General features: G+C 72.9%; 12 protein-coding genes. 5 read left to right on the top strand and 7 right to left on the bottom strand.

What is annotated here, in order from left to right; translation table 11 throughout:
- Window positions 1–48 precede the first annotated feature (48 nt).
- The 4 genes from WMF11_RS23880 (at window position 49) to WMF11_RS23865 (ending at window position 6,038) form a co-directional block, all read left to right on the top strand.
- Complete coding sequence (locus WMF11_RS23880; protein WP_437554997.1) at window positions 49–1,062, top strand: zinc-dependent alcohol dehydrogenase family protein; 1,014 nt, start codon at window positions 49–51, stop codon at window positions 1,060–1,062.
- Between the two features lie 164 nt (window positions 1,063–1,226).
- The gene (gene nagZ, locus WMF11_RS23875; protein ID WP_437910730.1) at window positions 1,227–2,333 is read left to right on the top strand and encodes a beta-N-acetylhexosaminidase; all 1,107 of its coding nucleotides are present in this window, start codon (window positions 1,227–1,229) and stop codon (window positions 2,331–2,333) included.
- A complete protein-coding gene (gene hutI / locus WMF11_RS23870; RefSeq protein WP_437979040.1) occupies window positions 2,330–3,613 on the top strand; it encodes an imidazolonepropionase in 1,284 nt (427 codons plus the stop codon). The genes nagZ and hutI overlap by 4 nt, the downstream gene beginning before the upstream one ends.
- Window positions 3,614–3,668: 55 nt before the next feature.
- Window positions 3,669–6,038 carry a Tex family protein gene (locus WMF11_RS23865; RefSeq protein ID WP_437554994.1) on the top strand — a complete coding sequence of 790 codons (2,370 nt, stop codon included), beginning with the start codon at window positions 3,669–3,671 and terminating at the stop codon, window positions 6,036–6,038.
- A gap of 38 nt (window positions 6,039–6,076) precedes the next feature.
- Here the strand turns inward: WMF11_RS23865 and WMF11_RS23860 are convergent, their stop codons facing one another.
- Entirely contained in the window at window positions 6,077–6,952 is an 876-nt protein-coding gene (locus WMF11_RS23860; RefSeq protein ID WP_437979039.1) for an alpha/beta fold hydrolase, read from the bottom strand.
- Between the two features lie 817 nt (window positions 6,953–7,769).
- Between WMF11_RS23860 and WMF11_RS23855 the strand changes: the two genes are divergently transcribed.
- Entirely contained in the window at window positions 7,770–8,840 is a 1,071-nt protein-coding gene (locus tag WMF11_RS23855; RefSeq protein WP_437554992.1) for a formin, read from the top strand.
- Between the two features lie 396 nt (window positions 8,841–9,236).
- Here the strand turns inward: WMF11_RS23855 and WMF11_RS23850 are convergent, their stop codons facing one another.
- From WMF11_RS23850 to gatA, 6 genes are all read right to left on the bottom strand, one after another.
- A complete protein-coding gene (locus WMF11_RS23850) occupies window positions 9,237–10,529 on the bottom strand; it encodes a hemolysin family protein (RefSeq protein WP_437979038.1) in 1,293 nt (430 codons plus the stop codon).
- A 215-nt stretch (window positions 10,530–10,744) separates the two neighbouring features.
- Window positions 10,745–11,917 carry a tRNA pseudouridine synthase B gene (locus WMF11_RS23845; RefSeq protein ID WP_437979037.1) on the bottom strand — a complete coding sequence of 391 codons (1,173 nt, stop codon included), beginning with the start codon at window positions 11,915–11,917 and terminating at the stop codon, window positions 10,745–10,747.
- A 29-nt stretch (window positions 11,918–11,946) separates the two neighbouring features.
- Window positions 11,947–13,212, bottom strand: a complete 1,266-nt coding sequence (locus tag WMF11_RS23840; protein ID WP_437979036.1) for a lysophospholipid acyltransferase family protein — start codon at window positions 13,210–13,212, stop codon at window positions 11,947–11,949.
- Between the two features lie 20 nt (window positions 13,213–13,232).
- On the bottom strand, window positions 13,233–14,405 hold the full coding sequence (locus tag WMF11_RS23835) for an NAD-dependent epimerase/dehydratase family protein (protein ID WP_437979035.1): 1,173 nt from the start codon (window positions 14,403–14,405) through the stop codon (window positions 13,233–13,235).
- A gap of 77 nt (window positions 14,406–14,482) precedes the next feature.
- On the bottom strand, window positions 14,483–15,079 hold the full coding sequence (locus WMF11_RS23830) for a GNAT family N-acetyltransferase (protein WP_437979034.1): 597 nt from the start codon (window positions 15,077–15,079) through the stop codon (window positions 14,483–14,485).
- Between the two features lie 16 nt (window positions 15,080–15,095).
- Window positions 15,096–16,643: an Asp-tRNA(Asn)/Glu-tRNA(Gln) amidotransferase subunit GatA gene (gatA, locus tag WMF11_RS23825; RefSeq protein ID WP_437554986.1), complete on the bottom strand. Its 1,548-nt coding sequence runs from the start codon at window positions 16,641–16,643 to the stop codon at window positions 15,096–15,098.

Raw genomic sequence — 16,643 nt, 5'->3', positions numbered from 1 at the left:
GCCTCCACCCCGCGTGGGATAGCGGATCTCCGCTCAAGGAGGATCTGCATGAAAGCGTTCGCCATCCAGGGTTCGTTCGGTCTCGACGCGCTCCGCCCGATCGATCTTCCGGATCCTGAGCCGGGGCCTGGGCAGATCGTCCTCCAGATGAAGGCGGCGTCGCTCAACTTCCGCGACCTGCTCGTGGCGAAGGGGCTCTACAACCCGAAGTTCTCGCTGCCTCTCATCCCGCTCTCCGACGGGGTAGGGGAGGTCGTCGCCGTGGGGGACGGGGTGACGCGGGTGAAGGTCGGCGATCGCGTGAGCCCCATCTTCCACCAGCGATGGATCGACGGGGAGCTCTCCGCGGACAAGGCGCGGGGGGCGCTCGGCGGGGAGCTGCCGGGCGTGGCCGCGGAGCGGGTGCTGCTCGATGAGGAGGGGGTCGTCGCGGTCCCGCAGCACCTCACGGACGAGGAGGCCGCGTCGCTGCCGTGCGCCGCCGTGACCGCCTGGAACGCGCTCTTCGTGGCGAGCCACCTCAAGGCGGGCGACACGGTCCTCGTGCAGGGCACGGGCGGCGTCTCGATCTTCGCGCTGCAGTTCGCCCGGCTCGCGGGCGCCCGCGTCATCGTCACCTCGAGCAGCGACGAGAAGCTCGAGCGCGCGAGGTCGCTCGGGGCGTCCGAGACCATCAACTACCGCGCGAACCCCGACTGGGACGCGCCCGCGCGCTCGTTCACCCGCGGCGCGGGGGTGGATCACGTGATCGAGGTGGGCGGCGCGGGCACGCTCGCCCGTTCGCTCCGCGCGGTCCGGTTCGGCGGCCGCGTGAGCCTCATCGGCGTGCTCACGGGCGGCGCGCTGGGGGATGTCGGCCTGTTCCCCATCCTGATGAAGCAGATCACCGCGCAGGGCATCTTCGTCGGGTCGCGGGCGATGTTCGAGGACATGAACCGCGCGATCGCGGCGAGCGGGCTCCGGCCTGTCGTCGACCGCGTGGTCCCCTTCGCCGAGGTGCGCCAGGCGATCGAGTCCATGGCGAGCGGCGCGCACTTCGGGAAGATCGCGATCCGGTTCTGAGGGAGCCGGCCGCGGCGCGTCGCGTCCCTCCGGCGCCGCGGCCTCCCCTCCGGCGCACCGGCATCCCTCGGAAGTGGCCTCGTCGGCCCAAGTCGTTTACGAATCGTCTACGAACGGATTCCGCGGCCGGCCACCCGCCTGCGCCGCGCGAGAGGTGGTGGACGATGCGGCTCGATCTGGAGCTCGAGGTCCTGTGTGGTCAGCTCATCGTGGGCGGCTTCGACGGCGCGGAGCCGCCGGCCCGGTACCTGAAGGCCCTCGCCGAGGGGCGGCGGGGCGGCGCGATCCTGTTCCGGCGCAACGTCCCTGACGTGGCCGCCACGGCGCGGCTCTGCCAGGCGCTCGCCGCGGCGGGCGGCCCCGATCGGCCCCCCTTCATCGGCATCGATCAGGAGGGGGGCCGCGTCACCCGCTTGCCCGCGCCGTTCCTGACGCTGCCGTCGATGCGCTCGCTCGGCGAGCTCGCGGACCTCCCGCTGCTGCGCCGCGCGGCGCGCGCCGTCGCGTCCGAGCTCCGGGCCGTCGGCATCAACCTGAACTTCGCCCCGGTGCTCGACGTCGACTCGAACCCCGCGAACCCGATCATCGGCGATCGCGCGTTCGGCCGCGACCCCGGCGCGGTCGCGCGGGGCGCCGTCGCGTTCCTGGAGGGGCTCCAGGAGGAGGGCGTGCTCGCCTGCGGCAAGCACTTCCCGGGGCACGGCGACACGGCGCTCGACAGCCACCTCGCGCTCCCCACCCTCTCGCACGCGCGCGGCCGCCTCGACGAGATCGAGCTGCCGCCGTTCCGCGCCGCCTGCCGGGCCGGGGTCGCGTCGCTCATGACGGCGCACATCGTCGTCGAGGCGCTGGATCCCGGCGTCCCGGCGACGCTGTCGCGCGCCATCTGCACGGACCTCCTGCGCGGCGAGATCGGCTTCGAGGGGGTGCTCTTCTCGGACGATCTCGAGATGGCCGCGATCGCGGCGCACCACGCCGTCGAGGAGGCCGCCGCCGCGGCCGTCTGGGCGGGCTGCGACGCGCTGCTCGTCTGCCACAGCGAGGACCTGCAGGACCGCGTGCACGAGGCGCTCGTGCGCAAGGCCGAGCGCGAGCCCCGCTTCCGCGAGCGCTGCGTCGAGGCGGCCGCGCGGTGCCTGGGCCTGCGCCGGCGGTGCCCGCCGCGGCCGGTCTCCTCGCCCGCGGCGTTCGCCGAGATCGCCGGCGGGCCTGCGTCCCGGGCGGTGATCGAGGACATCGAGCGGGCGCGCGCCGCGGGGGCGGCGACGTGACGGCGCCGCCGGGGGCCGCGCGAGCGGAGGCCGCGCAGCACCCTGAGCGCCCGTTCGCCATCACCGCGCGCCGGCTGGTCACCTGCGACGCGTCGCGCGCCTCGGCCGGCGATCCCCTCGGCGTCATCGAGGACGCCGCGATCGTCGTGCGAGGCGGCGCGATCGACGCGGTCGGCCCGCGGCGCGAGGTCCTGCGGCCCGAGGCCGGCGTGCCGATCGCGATCGAGGCCGCGGGGGTCGTCACGCCGGGGCTCGTCGACTGCCACACGCACGCGCCCTGGATCGGCTCGCGGGACGCCGAGTACGCGATCCGCATGGCCGGCGGCGACTACGAGGCGATCGCCGCGGCCGGCGGCGGCATCGCCGCGAGCATGCGCGCGGCGCGCGCCGCGACCGCCGGCGACCTCGCGGACACGCTCCGCGCCCGCCTCCGCCGGATGGCCGCGCTCGGCGTGACCGCCGTCGAGGCCAAGAGCGGCTACGGCCTCGACGAGGCGACGGAGCGCAAGCAGCTCGAGGCGGTCGCCGAGGCGGGGAGGGACGCGCGCCTGCCCCGCGTCGTTCCGACGTACCTCGCGCTGCACGCGTTGCCCCCGGAGGCCGGGGGCGACCGCGCGGCCTACGCGGGGACCGTCGCGCGATCCTGGCTGCCCGCGATCGCCGCGGCCGGCCTCGCGCGCTACGTCGACGCGTACATCGACCGGAGCGCGTTCTCGGTGGACGAGGCGCGGCCGGTGCTCGAGCGGGCGCGCGCGCTGGGGCTCGGCGTGCGCGTGCACGTCGGGCAGTTCGCGGACGTTGGCGGCGCCGAGCTCGCGGCCGCGCTCGGCGCCGCGTCGGCCGACCACCTCGAGCACGTCGCGCCGGCGGGCATCGCGGCGCTCGCCCAGGCGGGCGTCGCCGCCGCGCTGCTGCCCGTGGCGAGCTTCACGCTGCGGCAGGAGCCGCCGCCCGTCGCCGCGCTCCGGGCCGCGGGCGTCCCGCTGATCGTGGGCAGCGACGCGAACCCCGGAACGGCGCCGACCGAGAGCCTTCCGCTCGCGCTCGCGCTCGCGGTGCGGCTCTACGGGCTCACGGTCGCCGAGGCCATCCTGGGCGCGACGCGCGAGGCGGCGGCCGCGCTCGGCCTCGGCGGCGTGTGCGGCGCCGTCCGTCCGGGGCTGCGCGCCGATCTCGCCCTGTGGGACCTGCCCCACGAGAACGCGATCGTGCAGCCCTGGGGCGCGCCGCGCGCGCGGGCCGTGCTGCGCGACGGCGAGGTCATCGCGGCGGCGGGCTGAGGCAGACAGCAAGTCAAGCCTGGACGCGCGTGCACCCTGCGCGTATGCCGCGCCCATGACTGAGACGCAGAGCCCTGTCGCTGTCCCGAGCCGCGCGGACAGCTCGTTCGATCCGGTCCCGCTCCTGGCCGAGGAGCTGAGCCTCCCGCGCCAGGGGGTCTCGGCGGTGGCCAAGCTGCTCGCCGAGGGGGCGACGGTGCCGTTCATCGCCCGTTACCGCAAGGAAGCGACCGGCGGGCTCGACGAGGTGCAGATCCGCGCCATCGAGGAGCGCCGCGCCTACCTCATCGAGCTCGAGGAGCGCCGCGCCACGGTGCTCACGGAGATCCAGAAGCAGGGCAAGCTCACCGACGCGCTCGCCTCGAAGATCCGCGCCTGCAGCACCAAGGCCGAGCTCGAGGACCTCTACCTCCCCTTCAAGCCGAAGCGCCGCACGCGCGCCATCATCGCGAAGGAGCGGGGCCTCGAGCCGCTCGCGGATCGCATGTGGTCGCAGCCGGGCGACGGCAGCCCCGAGGAGGAGGCCCGCGCGTTCGTCAGCGCCGAGAAGGAGGTCCCCGACGCGGCGGCCGCCCTCGCCGGCGCGCGCGACATCTGCGCCGAGCGCATCGCCGAGCACGCCGACGTGCGCAAGCTCGTCCGCGAGGCCTACGCCAAGGAAGGCGTCATCAAGGTCCAGAAGAACGAGGAGCACGCGGCCAAGCAGACGAAGTTCGACATGTACGGGAGCTTCGAGGAGCCCGTCGCGAACATCCCGTCGCACCGCTACCTCGCGATCCGCCGCGGCGAGGCCGAGGGCGTGCTCCGCGCGTCGATCGAGCTCGCGCCCGAGCCGCTCGTCCCGCCGATCCACGCCGCGGTGGGCCTGAAGCCGAAATCGCCGTGGGCCGGCGAGCTCACGAAGGCCGCGGACGACGCCGTGAAGCGGCTCCTGCTCCCCGCGGTCCAGAGCGACGTGCGCGTCGACCTCAAGATGCAGGCCGATCGCGCCGCGGTCGAGGTCTTCGCCCAGAACCTCCGCGAGCTCCTCCTCGCGGCGCCCTTCGGCACGCAGGCGGTGCTCGGCATCGACCCGGGCCAGCGCACCGGCTGCAAGTGCGCCGTCGTCGACGAGACGGGCAAGCTCCTCGAGCACACGACGATCTACCTGGTCGGGAGCAGCGACTCGCTCGAGCGCGCGCGCCAGGACCTGCGCCGCATTTGCCGCAAGTACCCGCTCCGCGCCGTCGCCGTGGGCAACGGCACGCACGGCCGCGAGACCGAGGCGTTCGTGAAGGACGTGCTCGCGTCGGAGGGCCTGAAGGAGCTGTTCTGCGTCCCGGTGAGCGAGGCGGGCGCGAGCGTGTACTCGGCGAGCGAGGTCGCGCGCGAGGAGTTCCCGGACCTCGACCTCACGGTGCGCGGCGCGATCAGCATCGCCCGCAGGCTGCAGGACCCGCTCGCGGAGCTCGTGAAGGTCGACCCGAAGAGCATCGGCGTCGGCCAGTACCAGCACGACGTCTACCAGGGCCTGCTCGCGAGGAAGCTCGACGAGGTGATCGAGAGCTGCGTCAACCTGGTCGGCGTCGAGCTCAACACCGCGAGCGCCCCGCTGCTCGCCCGCGTCGCCGGCATCGGCCCGAGCCTCGCGAAGAAGATCGTCGCCCACCGCGACCTGAACGGCGCGTTCAAGAGCCGCAAGGCGCTGCTCGACGTGCCCGGCGTCGGCCCGCGGACGTTCGAGCAGGCGGCGGGCTTCGTGCGGGTCCGGGGCGGGGAGCACCCGCTCGACGCGAGCGCCGTGCACCCGGAGCGCTACGGCCTCGTCGAGCGCATCGCGGCGGATCTCGGCGTGCCGGTCGGGTCGCTCATCGGCGACACGGCGGCGATCGCGCGGATCAATGCGAAGAAGTACGAGGCCGGCGACGTCGGCTCGTTCACGCTGAACGACATCCTGAGCGAGCTGAAGAAGCCGGGCCGCGACCCGCGCGCCACGTTCGAGCCGCCGAAGTTCCGCGACGACGTGCGGACCATGGAGGATCTCAAGGAGGGCATGGAGCTCGAGGGCGTTGTGACCAACGTCACGGCGTTCGGCGCCTTCGTCGACATCGGCGTCCACCAGGACGGCCTCGTGCACGTCTCGCAGCTGGCGGACAGGTTCGTGAAGGACCCGAACGAGGTCGCGAAGGTGGGCGAGAAGATCAAGGTGCGGGTGCTCGAGGTCGACCTCGTGCGCAAGCGCATCTCGCTCACCGCGAAGAAGGGCGGCGCTCCCGCCGGCGCGCGTCCCCAGGCGGGCGGCCCGTCCGCCGGCGCGCACGCCGCGCGCGACCGCAACGATCGCGGCGACGGCCGCCGGCCGGCCCAGGGGCAGCAAGGGAAGGGGCAGGGGAGCTCGTCGGGCGGCTTCCGCAACAACCCGTTCGCCGATCTGCTCCGAAAATGAGCGGCGCGCCCGCCTGGCCCCGGGCCAGGCGGGCCGCGCTAGAACCCGTGGTCGGCGAAGAAGCGCTCGATCCGGAGCGACACGAGCTCGGGGAACTCGACCGCGGTGGTGTGCGTCCCGCCGCGGACCACGAGGATCTCCGCCATCGGGATGCGGCGCGCCATCGACTGCGCCAGCGCCCGCGGGGTGAACGCATCGCGGTCGCCGGTGATGAGCAGCGTCGGGACGTCGATCTGCTCGAGCACGTGCTCGGCGTCGTGGGCGTTCAGCGCGCAAAGGTTGCTGAAGAGCGCGTGCATGTCGAGCTGGCCGAACGGCTGCACGAGCTCGGCGAACGCCTCGCTGTCGAGCGTCTTGCCGAGCAGCCCCATTCGCTTCAGCCAGAGCACCGCGTCCGGCGGGCCGATGGTGCTGCCCGTCATCCGGGCCGCCAGCGTGTGAGCGCGCGCCGCGAACGCCACGAACGGCGGAAACAGCCGCCCGAGCCCCGGAAGCGGCCCCATCGTCTCCAGCGGCCGGCGGTAGGTGCCGTTCAGCAGGACCAGGTTCGCGGCGAACCCCGGGAGCCTGCGGAACGCCTCCAGCGCCACCTGGACGCCCATGCTCCATCCCATCAGCGCGCCGTGCCGGATCCCCTCGACGGCGAGGATCGCCTCCAGGTCGCGGACATGGTTCGCGACCGCATAGGCGCCCGGAACGTCCGGTGACGGGCGCTTCGACGCGTACATCCCGCGGTAATCCCACGTGATGAACCGGTACTGGTCGGAGAGGTACTCGACCTGCGCCCGCCAGGCGAGGTACGGCCCGCCCAGCCCGTTGACCAGGACCACCGTCTTCGCCCCCTCGAACGGGGGCGGCGTCACGCGGTAAGTGATGTCGGTTCCATCGAAGCTCGTGACCCGCCGGGCCTCCATCCGGAGCGATGGCCGCCGCGGGGGCGACCCGCGCCGGCCCCCGCTGGAGGCAGGAGGGGGCGGCGCCTGCCGCCCGCCGCTGGAAGGCGGGGGGGACGCCTGCCGCCCGTCGCCAGAGGAAGCCGCGGGCGGCGCCTGCGGTCTGTTGCCGGTGGATGAAGCTGGCGGCGCCTGCGGTCCTTTGCCGGAAGGAGAGCGGAGCCGCGGCGGCCGACTCCCGCCGAACTTGAACGAGACCATGAACCCCCTGCTTCCTACCCGGTCCCTTCGCCGAGGGCCAGGCTGCCGGCGGTCGCCCGCAGGATGGGCACGGAGCCGCCGGCGCAGACCCGGCGAGGGCGCAGCTGCAGGCCGGCGGAGGCTGCCGTGGGGCCGGGTGGCCCGTGTGGCCTGCCGATCGCCTGTCGAAACACATCCTGCGCTGCGATCGCCATCGCGTTGACATTCCAGGCGGCGCGCCGCTAACGTGCCCGGCGGGTTGTCCGCTCGCCCGGCGCTCCCGTCGTGTTGCTGATCTTTCCCTCCCCGCTCCCATGTCGGTCTGTTGGAGGCCGGCCCGTGTCGTCTTCTGTTGCCGCTCGCGCAGGGGCAGCTCCGGTTCGGGCCGTGGTGGGTCGATTCCCTCGGGCGAGCTGGAGTTTTCAGCGCGAAGTGGTGCAGCGATCCCGTCCTCGAGGAGCCGATGGCTGAAGAAAAGAAGAAGAGCAAAATCGATCTGAAGGCTCGGCTTGGCAAAACGGCGATAGGCGGGGCGCCAGGAGCGGCCGTCCCCCTTCCCGTGCCTGGTTCGCAGCCCGGATCGGGGCCGCCTCCCGACATGAACGCGGGCCCGATCGGCATGCCCTCGCCGCATCCGAGCGCGCGGCCGCCGATGCCCTCCGTGGGGGGCATCGCGCCCCCGCCCGGGATCTCGCCAGGCATCCCGCTGCCTCCGTTCGCGCCGGCGCCGCGCCCTGTGATCCAGACGCCTCCGCCCAAGCCGACGGCCGCCGCGCAGACCATCAAGGTCGAGGTCGGCGAGGAGGTCGAGCAGGAGCGGCGGAAGGCCTCGAAGAAGACGGCGCTCTACGCCGGCCTCGCGGCGATCGTCGGCATCGGCGTGGGCTTCGCCATCGGCGGCGCGAAGGAGCGCGGCGATCGCGGCAAGCTCGCGGTCGAAGGCGCCGCGGCGCTCGCGAAGGACGTGAAGGCCGCGAACGAGAAGATGGTCGAGCTGAAGGAGAAGCTCGATGCGGGCCGGACGGCGCTCGAGGGGAAGAAGTTCCCCGCGCAGCTCGTGGCCGAGCTGGGCGGCATCAACGTCCCGTTCGATGCCACCAACCTGGAGGGCAAGCAGATCGGCGGCCTCCCGGGGCGGGTGATGCGCCAGGTCCTCGCCTACACCACGGCGGTCCAGGATCTCAACAAGACCAAGGACAGCCTCAAGAACGTCCTCTCGGCCGCGCAGGCGCCCGTCGAGAAATCGTGGAAGGAGCAGGAGGAGCCGGTCGTGAACTTCTCGGTGGTCTTCCGCCGGGACGGCGACAAGACGCTGGCCGAGCTCGTTCCCAACAAGGCGCCGTTCCCGTTCGGCAAGGACTGGCCGGCGAAGTACACGGTGAACCGCCTCGAGCGCACGCAGCAGGGCATGAAGGCTGCCGAGAAGGAGGCCACCCGCTGGACGAAGGGCGACATCGCCGGCGGCGATCTGCAGGCCCTCCCGGTCGATCCTCAGTCCGTCGCTGGCCTCACGAGCGAGCAGATGGTCTTCAGGCTCGCCAGCGCGATGGCGGACATCCGCAAGCTGCTCGAGGGCAACAAGGACAACCCCGTCGAAGAGACGCCCGGCCTCATCAAAGAGGGCGACGATCTCGCGAACGAGCTCCGCAAACTCTCCCTCGCCCGCTGAGCGGCACGCGCCCGCTTCGGTGCGGCACGCGCCCGCTTCGGATACGGGCCCATCTCGACGTTTTCGGTGCTCAGCGCACCGGAGTGCGCCTGCGCGCCGAAAACGCCGATCTGGGCCCGTCTCCTGTGCGGGCGCGCGCCGCTCGGCCGGCGCAGATCTGAGGCACCGCGGCGCGTGAGGTGGCCCTGCGAATGACGTTAGGCCCGGAGCGAGGGGGGGCGTCGCGCGGCACGGCGCGGGGATGGGCCGATGTCTGAGCCCAAATGACAAAGCTCCTCCGGCGAAGCCGGAGGAGCTTTGTCATTTGGGCGAGTTCGGCGGGGCCCCGCGCCGTGCCGCGCGACGCCCCCCCTCGCTCCGGGCCGGGCAGCTCGGCACCGCCTCCGGCCCGCCGCTTCAGGCCGCGCCGCCGGCGCCCATGGCGCGGGGGCGGACGATCTCGACCTTGCCGATGTGGCGCTCGTCGCTGTCGCGCACGATGAAGCGGAGGCCGAACTTGCTCACGGCCGTGCCGACCTCGGGCACCTTGCCCACGTGCTGCGTGAGCATCCCGCCGAGAGATTCGTACTTCCCCTCACGGTCGAGCTCGGCGCCAAGATAGGCCGAGAGATCACTCATCGATACGGCCGCGTCGGCGACCAGACGGCCGTCGCCCAGATCCTGGATGGCGGCACTGTCGTCCGTCTCGTCGTGCTCGTCCCGGATGTCTCCGACGATCTCCTCGAGCACATCCTCCAGGGTGACAATCCCCGACATCCCGCCAAACTCGTCGACCACGATGGCGAGGTGCTGTCTCCGGCTCTTCATCTCCCGGAGCAGCGAAGAGAGAGGCTGCGACTCGGCGACGAAATTGGCAGGGCTCCGCGTGATCTCCCGGAGCGTCGTGTTCTTGAGCCGACGCTCCTCGAGGACCTTGAACAGGTCCTTCGCGTAGAGGAGACCAGCGATGTTGTCGGTCTGATCCTTGTAGACCGGATAACGCGAGTGCCCGCTCTCGGTGACGATCTCCAGCACCTTCTCCAGCGGAGTGGAGATCTCGATGGCCTCGACCTTGGATCGCGGCACCATCACGTCCCGCGCCGTGAGATCGGCGAACTCGAGCACATTGCGGATCATCTCCGCCGGCTCTCGCCCGAAGAGACCAGAACGCTCGACCTCATCGACCAGGATCTCGACCTCCGCCTCGGCAACCCTCGGGTCCGACGGCTGCTCACCATCCCGCGGCCCCAGCTTGGAGCCGATCCAGCCGAGCGGTACGGCGAGCGGCAGCATCGCGATTTCGAGAGGGCGCAAGAAGCGGACCGCCAACGATGCGGCCCGATCGGCGTGCTTGCGGCCCAGCGTGGAGCTGACCTCGTAAAGGGCTCCGCTGAGGACGATGGTGGTCGCCAGCCCGAGATAGAGCGCAGCGCCTGGGGCAATCCGCCGGAAGAAGAGGTCGAAGCAGGCGGCCGTCAGGCTGGTCGATACCACCCAGCCGAGCAGGTAGCGGGAACGGAGCTTGGCGTCTTCCTGACGAATCCGCTCGTAGGCGGCCTTCGTGGGGCCCGTCGCCTGCTCTATCAGCGCGCCGAGCCTCGTCGCGCTCAACGTCGTCAGTGCGGTGTCGGCGCCGACGAACAGCGAGCCAAGTACAGCGGAGAGAACTGCAGCGCCGAGCGCTGGCAATGGAACGAAATCGGGACTCAAACAGAGGCTCCTAACGGACGAATCGTAACGGAACAGGCGAGGGGAGCGCAACCGGACCGGGACGCGAAATCTCAGGAGATGACGGAACCACGCGTTCTTGCCGCTCTCGCCCGAAGGCGGACTCCCCAGCTCGACCGATCCTGCCGAGCGTTGCCAAGGACATGCGCCGTAGATCTGCCGAAGTCCAGGGAATTGCCGTGTGCTGTGGGTTTCTCTTATCTAGCAGCATTCCCACGCATGTCTGGCGCTTCGGAAAAACCGCGCAGGACGGAAAACCGCATCGGCGACGGTGCTGGATGGCCCTCACCGGCGTCCACATCGGCGACCTCCGAGGCGCCGAGCGCCACGACAACCCCGTCCGGATCGAGCCATACAGCGGCGCCTGGGTGCGCAGGAGCCATGGAGAAGTCGGATTCGGTGAGCGCTTGTCCCATGCGCGCGCGCCGGGCGCCGTGCTCGGTCAGGCGGGCGACCGGGAGGCTCGCGGCGGCTGCGTCGGCGAGCGGGCGCAGCGATGCGCGCAACACCTCGGCGCCGGCGTCGAGGGACACGGCCTGCTCCACGGTGAAGCTGCCGCTCGCCGTGCGGCGGAGCGCGGACAGGTGCGCGGGGACGTCGAGGTGCGCGCCCAGGTCGCGCGCCAGCGAGCGCACGTAGTAGCCCTTGCTCACCCCGAGATCGAGATCGAGGGTGGCCGGCGCAGCGCCCGCGGCCGGCGCAGCGCCCGCGGCCGGCGCAGCGCCCGCGGCCGGCGCAGCGCCCGCGGCAGGTGCACCAGGCTCGCCGCGCGAGGCGCCGGTCACCTCGAGCGACCGGACCTCGACGGCCCGCGCCGACAGTTCCACCGCCTGGCCGGCGCGCGCCAGGGCGTAGCTGCGCTGCCCGGCGACCTTGATGGCCGAGTACGCCGGCGGCGCCTGCTCCCGCCGCGCCCGCTCCGCGTCGATCGCGGCGGCGATGCGCGGGGCCGCGCGCGCGAGCGCCTCGGCGCCGGGAGGCCCGCCGGGCCCGGCGAGGGCGCCGAGCTCCGCGTCGAGCCACGGCGGCAGGGGCTGCGTCGCGGTGATCTCCCCGTCCGCGTCGAGGGTGTCCGTCCCCACACCGAGGACGACGCACGCCGTGTAGCGCTTGTCCTGCGCGGTCAGGTACGGGGCGAGCTTGGTGGCCTCGCCGACGAGCACCACGAGGACGCCGGACGCCATCGGGTCGAGCGTCCCCGCGTGCCCGATGCGCTTCACGCCCAGGGCGCGGCGCAGGCGGGCCACGACGTCGTGGCTCGTCGGCCCGCGCGGCTTGTCGATCACCAGCACGCCCTCCGGCCGCGCGCCCCTGCTCGTCGCTCGCCCGGGCTCGGCGGGCGGATCCCCTTCGTTTCTAATTTCAGGCATGGAGTGAGGATTCGCCTCGGCAGATCGCTTCATCCGAACCAGATCGACTTCCGGGTGGCCAGGGTCTCGTCGATGAGGCCCTGGATCGTCGCGCGCACGCGCTCCGCGAGTCGCCGCACCAGGATCTGATCGTCCGCCGCCTCCGGGCCGTACGCGTCGAACCGCACCGGATCGGCCAGGCGGATCTTCCACTTGGTGGGCGCCGGAACGAGGCCCAGCGGCCCGAGCGCGGGGAAGGTCGGCGTGATGGGCAGGTACGGGATGCCGAGCGCGCGCGTGAGGTGCTCGACCCGATAGAACAGCGGGTTCGTCTCCTCGGCCCCCACGATGGCGCACGGGACGAGCGGCGTGCGCGTGCGCAGGCAGAGCCGGATGAAGCCGCCGCGACCGAACCGCTGGAGCTGGTAGCGGTCCTTGTAGAGCTTCCCGCTGCCCTTGACGCCCTCCGGGAAGACCGCGATGAGCCGCTCGCCCGCGAGCAGCCGCTCGGCGTTCTCCTGGCAGGCCCGCACGGCCCCGAGCCGGTTCAGGATCGTGCCGGCGAACGGCAGGTAGTACACGAAATCGTCGGCCAGCCAGCGGAGCTCCCGCCGCGCCGGGTGCTCCCGCCGCACCGCGGCCCGCAGCATGAGCCCGTCATAGGGGATGGGCCCGCCCGAATGGTTGGACACCACGAGGCACCGCCCCTCGGCGGGAATGCGCTCGATGCCCTCGATATCTATCCTGAAATAAACCCTGTGCAGGAAGTCGAAGAGCGACCTGTACCGGGCCTCGTACTTGGGATCGAAGCCGAACTCGTCGACCTCCTCCGAGCGGCGGCGCAGGCCGGCGCGGCCCCACTGCCGCAGGTAGAAGTCGGTCGACAGGACGTCGCGCGCCGTCCCGGGCTCGGACAGCGGCGGCTCGCTGGCGAAGCCGGCCGACGCGGCGGGCGCTCCGCCCAGGCGCGGGCTCCGCTCGGTCTCGGGCATGCCTCCCACCGCGCCGCTCGCGTCGGGCGATGGCCCCCCGGCGAGCATCCGCTTGAGCCGCGCCTCGAGCTCCCTGATCTGGCGCTGGAGCTCCTCGGCCGTCACAGGCACGACCGGGGCGTGCACCTCGGACGACTGCGTCTTCCGCGCGTCCGAGGGCTCCGTCGGGCCGATCGGCGCCAGGTACCGGGCCTCCTCATCCTCGACGTCGATGCTCGGCACGACCTGCCTGGGCCCCGTCCGATCGGGGCGCCCGCGCGTCGACGGCGGCGATCCATTCCCTGCCCCTGCTTCCTCGAGCTCTCGATCGTGCTCCGTGCCCATCGCTCACCCCCCGAACCGCATCACGCAGGCGTCTCTTGCAGCAGGCGCACGTCCCGCAGCCGCTGCGCGCTCGTGTAATCGAGCAACGCCTCGCGCGTCGTGTAGACCGGCCGGAACCCCATCACCTGCGCCGCCTTCTCGCCGTCCGCCACGCAGAGATAGCGCAGGTACCGCAGGAAGCTGGGCGGGGCGATCGCCGCATGCGCAGCCCAGAGCGCAGAGGCGAGCGGCCCGGCGGCGCTGTGCAGCACCGGGACCGCCGTCCGGCCCGCGAGGCGCACGATCGTGGAGAGCGGCAGCACGCCGTCGCCCACGATGTTGAAGGTCCCGGGGAAATCGCTGTCGATGGCCAGCTTGAAGGCGGCGATGGCGTCGACCTCGTGGATGAACTGCCACAGCGGATCGAAGCCGAGCATCGTCATGACCAGGCGCCGCGCCAGGAACCGGGTGACGTAGTTCTGGACGGTCGGGCCGAGGATCGGCGCGGTCCGCAGGATGGTGACGGTCGTGCCCTTGGCCTTCGCGCCGAAGGCGTTGAGCTCCCGCTCGGCGGCCATCTTGTCCGCGAAGAAGCGCTCGTCCGGGTCCGCCCGGAGCGGGTGCTTCTCCGTGAGGAAATTGGGGTTGGTGGGGTGCGCGCCGTAGAGGATCGTCTGGCTCCAGAGGATCAGCTTGCGCAGGCTCGCCTGGCGCGCCCCGTGGAGCAGGTGCATCGTGCCGACCGACTCGAGCTCGTGGGCCCAGGCGGTCGCCGGGGTGGGCGACGACAGGAAGCAGAGGTGGACGAGCGTGTCCACCTGCTCCGCCGCGAGCACCTCGGCGACGCGCTCCTCGGACGCGGGCTCCGTCAGGTCGACCGTGTGCATGCGCAGCTTGGAGCCGCCCGTGTCCGGCCGCTTGATGTCGATGGCCACGACGCGCGCGATGCGCGGGTCCTCCTCGAGGATCCCGATCAGGTTGCGCCCGAGGAAGGACGCTGCGCCGGTGAGCGCGATGACCCGGCCCCTCGGGCTGGACGACGCGCGCCGGCTGGTCGGCGAGGACTCCGCCGCTGCGGACGCCGGGGGCTCGCTCGCGCCGGCCGTGGCCGCGCCCGCGGAGGACGCAGGCGCGGCGTGATCTGCGCCGGCGGCGGAGCTCCGCTCGGCGACGTCGTGGGCCGCGGCTTCAGGGTGCTCGGAGGTGGGAGCCATGCGCCGGGCGCGACACTACCTGGTCGGCCGGCGCGCGCAAGCGAAGCGCGACCCCGCCGGGGCTCGCCGCGGCGCTGTCACAACATCCGGCGCAGGACCGGATACGGCTCGAACGTGTGCACCTCGGCGAATCCGTTCCTCGTGAACGCGGAGACCGGGCCGGTCCACAGCTCCTCGTCGCTCACCGGCTCCTTCGGGCGGCGCGGCAGGGCCTCGAGGGCGCGCGCGCCCCAGGAGGGCGCGAGCTCCACCGCGCCCGCGACGAGCGCTGTCGCGACGCCTCGCCGCCGGTGGCCCGGGTGCACGACGGCGCAGCCGATCAGGAAGACGCCGGCGCGATCGCCCGCGAAGCACGGCAGCCCGCGGTACAGGCGGCGCTCGTACGCCTTCGCCACGGCCGCCGCGGGCGCGACCTTGAGCCACCCGACGACGCGCGGCGCCTCCGGCGCGAGCGCCACGACGCCGCGCGCCTCGTCGCTGCCCGAGGCGAGCGCCTCGGCGAACTCCCGGCGGTTCTCGCCCTGGCCGTCCGAGCACCGCGCGAGCCACTCGTTGTTGGTGCCGCCGAAGTGGTAGTACCGGCAGTAGCAGGGCGTGCCGGCGGCCTCGAAGAGCGCCTCGAGCCCCGGGAGGTGCTCGGGGCCGGCCGCCGCCACGGTGATCGCGGAGCTCATCGGCGCGCTCCGCTCGTCATGCGATCGACGCGCGCAGCCCGCGCACCGGCGAGATCTGCTCCCACGCGTAGGCCGCCTGGCAGAGCCGCGCCTCCTCCAGCGCAGGGCCGATGAGCTGCAGGCCGACCGGCAGCGGAGGCCCGCCGTCCGGCGCCTGCGCGGTCGCGCACGGGACGCTGATCGCGGGCAGCCCCGCCATGCTGGCGGGCAGCGTGTAGACGTCGGCCAGGTACATCGACAGCGGATCGTCCACCCGCTCCCCCAGCCGGAACGCGACCGTCGGCGAGACCGGCGCCGCGATGAGGTCCACCTCGCGGAAGGCCTCGTCGAAATCGCGCCGGATCAGCGTCCTGACCTTCTGCGCGCGCAGGTAATACGCGTCGTAGTAGCCCGCGGACAGCACGTACGTGCCGAGCAGGATCCGGCGCTTCACCTCCCGGCCGAACCCCTCGCCGCGCGTCCGGCCGTAGAGGGCCTGGAGGTCCGCCTTCCCGCCGCGGTCGCCCTCCACGCGCAGCCCGAAGCGCACCCCGTCGAAGCGCGCCAGGTTGGACGACGCCTCGGCCGTCGCGACGATGTAGTAGGCCGCCACGGCGTACCGCGTGTGCGGCAGGCGCACGGGCTTGATCTCGCAGCCGAGCCCGCGCAGGCCCTCGATGGCCTCCCGCACCTTCGCCTCGACCCGCGCGTCGATGCCCTTCGCGAAGTACTCCTCGGGCACCCCGATGCGCAGCCCCGCGACGTCGCGGCCGCACGCGGCCTCGCAGGCGCCCACCGGGGCGTCGAGGCTCGTCGCGTCGCGCGGATCGCGGCCCGAGATCACCTCGAGCAGGCGCGCCGCGCCCTTCACGTCCTGCGCGAACGGCCCGATCTGGTCGAGGCTCGAGGCGAACGCGATGAGGCCATAGCGAGAGACGCGGCCGTACGTCGGCTTGATGCCGACGACGCCGGTGAGGCTCGCTGGCTGGCGGATGGATCCCCCCGTGTCCGACCCGAGCGAGCCGGGCGTCATCCCCGCCGCCACGGCGACCGCGCTTCCGCCGGACGAGCCGCCGGGGATGCGCGACGGGTCCCACGGGTTCTTCACCGGGCCGAAGGCGCTGTTCTCGTTCGACGAGCCCATCGCGAACTCGTCCATGTTGCATTTGCCCGGCAGGATCGCGCCGGCCTCGCGCAGGCGGGCGACGACCGTCGCGTCGAACTGCGGGCGGAACCCGCGCGCCGGGTCGGGCGCCCTGGACGCGCCGTCCCCGCCCGCCGCCGCCCGCGTGAGGATCTTCGAGCCGGCGGTCGTCGGGGCGCCCTCGGTGCAGAGCGCGTCCTTGAGGCCGATCGGCACGCCGGCGAGCGGGCCGAGCGCCTCGCCCCGCGCGCGCCGCGCGTCGAGCGCGCGCGCCGCCGCGACGGCCTGCTCCCCCTGCACGGTGAGGAAGGCGCCGAGCGCGCCGTCGCGCTGCTCGATGCGCGAGAGCGCGGCCCTGGCCACCTCCTCTGCGCTCACCTCGCCGCGCTGCACGAGCGCCGCGAGCTCCGGGATGGATCGATCGAGGATCGCTGTGTCCAT

Origin of the sequence: Sorangium sp. So ce295 (assembly GCF_051527405.1) — a bacterium.
Taxonomy (GTDB): domain Bacteria; phylum Myxococcota_A; class Polyangia; order Polyangiales; family Polyangiaceae; genus Sorangium; species Sorangium cellulosum_B.
The sequence above is the reverse complement of the archived record's forward strand: the minus strand, read 5'-3'. Positions and strand labels throughout refer to the sequence as shown.

Bases quoted from the DNA above. Each gene is read 5' to 3' on its own strand.
- WMF11_RS23865 (WP_437554994.1), top strand. From the start codon at position 3,669: ATGACTGAGACGCAGAGCCCTGTCGCTGTCCCGAGCCGCGCGGACAGC.
- nagZ (WP_437910730.1), top strand. From the start codon at position 1,227: ATGCGGCTCGATCTGGAGCTCGAGGTCCTGTGTGGTCAGCTCATCGTG.
- WMF11_RS23855 (WP_437554992.1), top strand. From the start codon at position 7,770: ATGAACGCGGGCCCGATCGGCATGCCCTCGCCGCATCCGAGCGCGCGG.
- WMF11_RS23860 (WP_437979039.1), bottom strand. From the start codon at position 6,952: ATGGAGGCCCGGCGGGTCACGAGCTTCGATGGAACCGACATCACTTAC.
- WMF11_RS23840 (WP_437979036.1), bottom strand. From the start codon at position 13,212: ATGGGCACGGAGCACGATCGAGAGCTCGAGGAAGCAGGGGCAGGGAAT.
- WMF11_RS23880 (WP_437554997.1), top strand. From the start codon at position 49: ATGAAAGCGTTCGCCATCCAGGGTTCGTTCGGTCTCGACGCGCTCCGC.
- gatA (WP_437554986.1), bottom strand. From the start codon at position 16,643: ATGGACACAGCGATCCTCGATCGATCCATCCCGGAGCTCGCGGCGCTC.
- WMF11_RS23835 (WP_437979035.1), bottom strand. From the start codon at position 14,405: ATGGCTCCCACCTCCGAGCACCCTGAAGCCGCGGCCCACGACGTCGCC.
- WMF11_RS23845 (WP_437979037.1), bottom strand. From the start codon at position 11,917: ATGCCTGAAATTAGAAACGAAGGGGATCCGCCCGCCGAGCCCGGGCGA.
- WMF11_RS23830 (WP_437979034.1), bottom strand. From the start codon at position 15,079: ATGAGCTCCGCGATCACCGTGGCGGCGGCCGGCCCCGAGCACCTCCCG.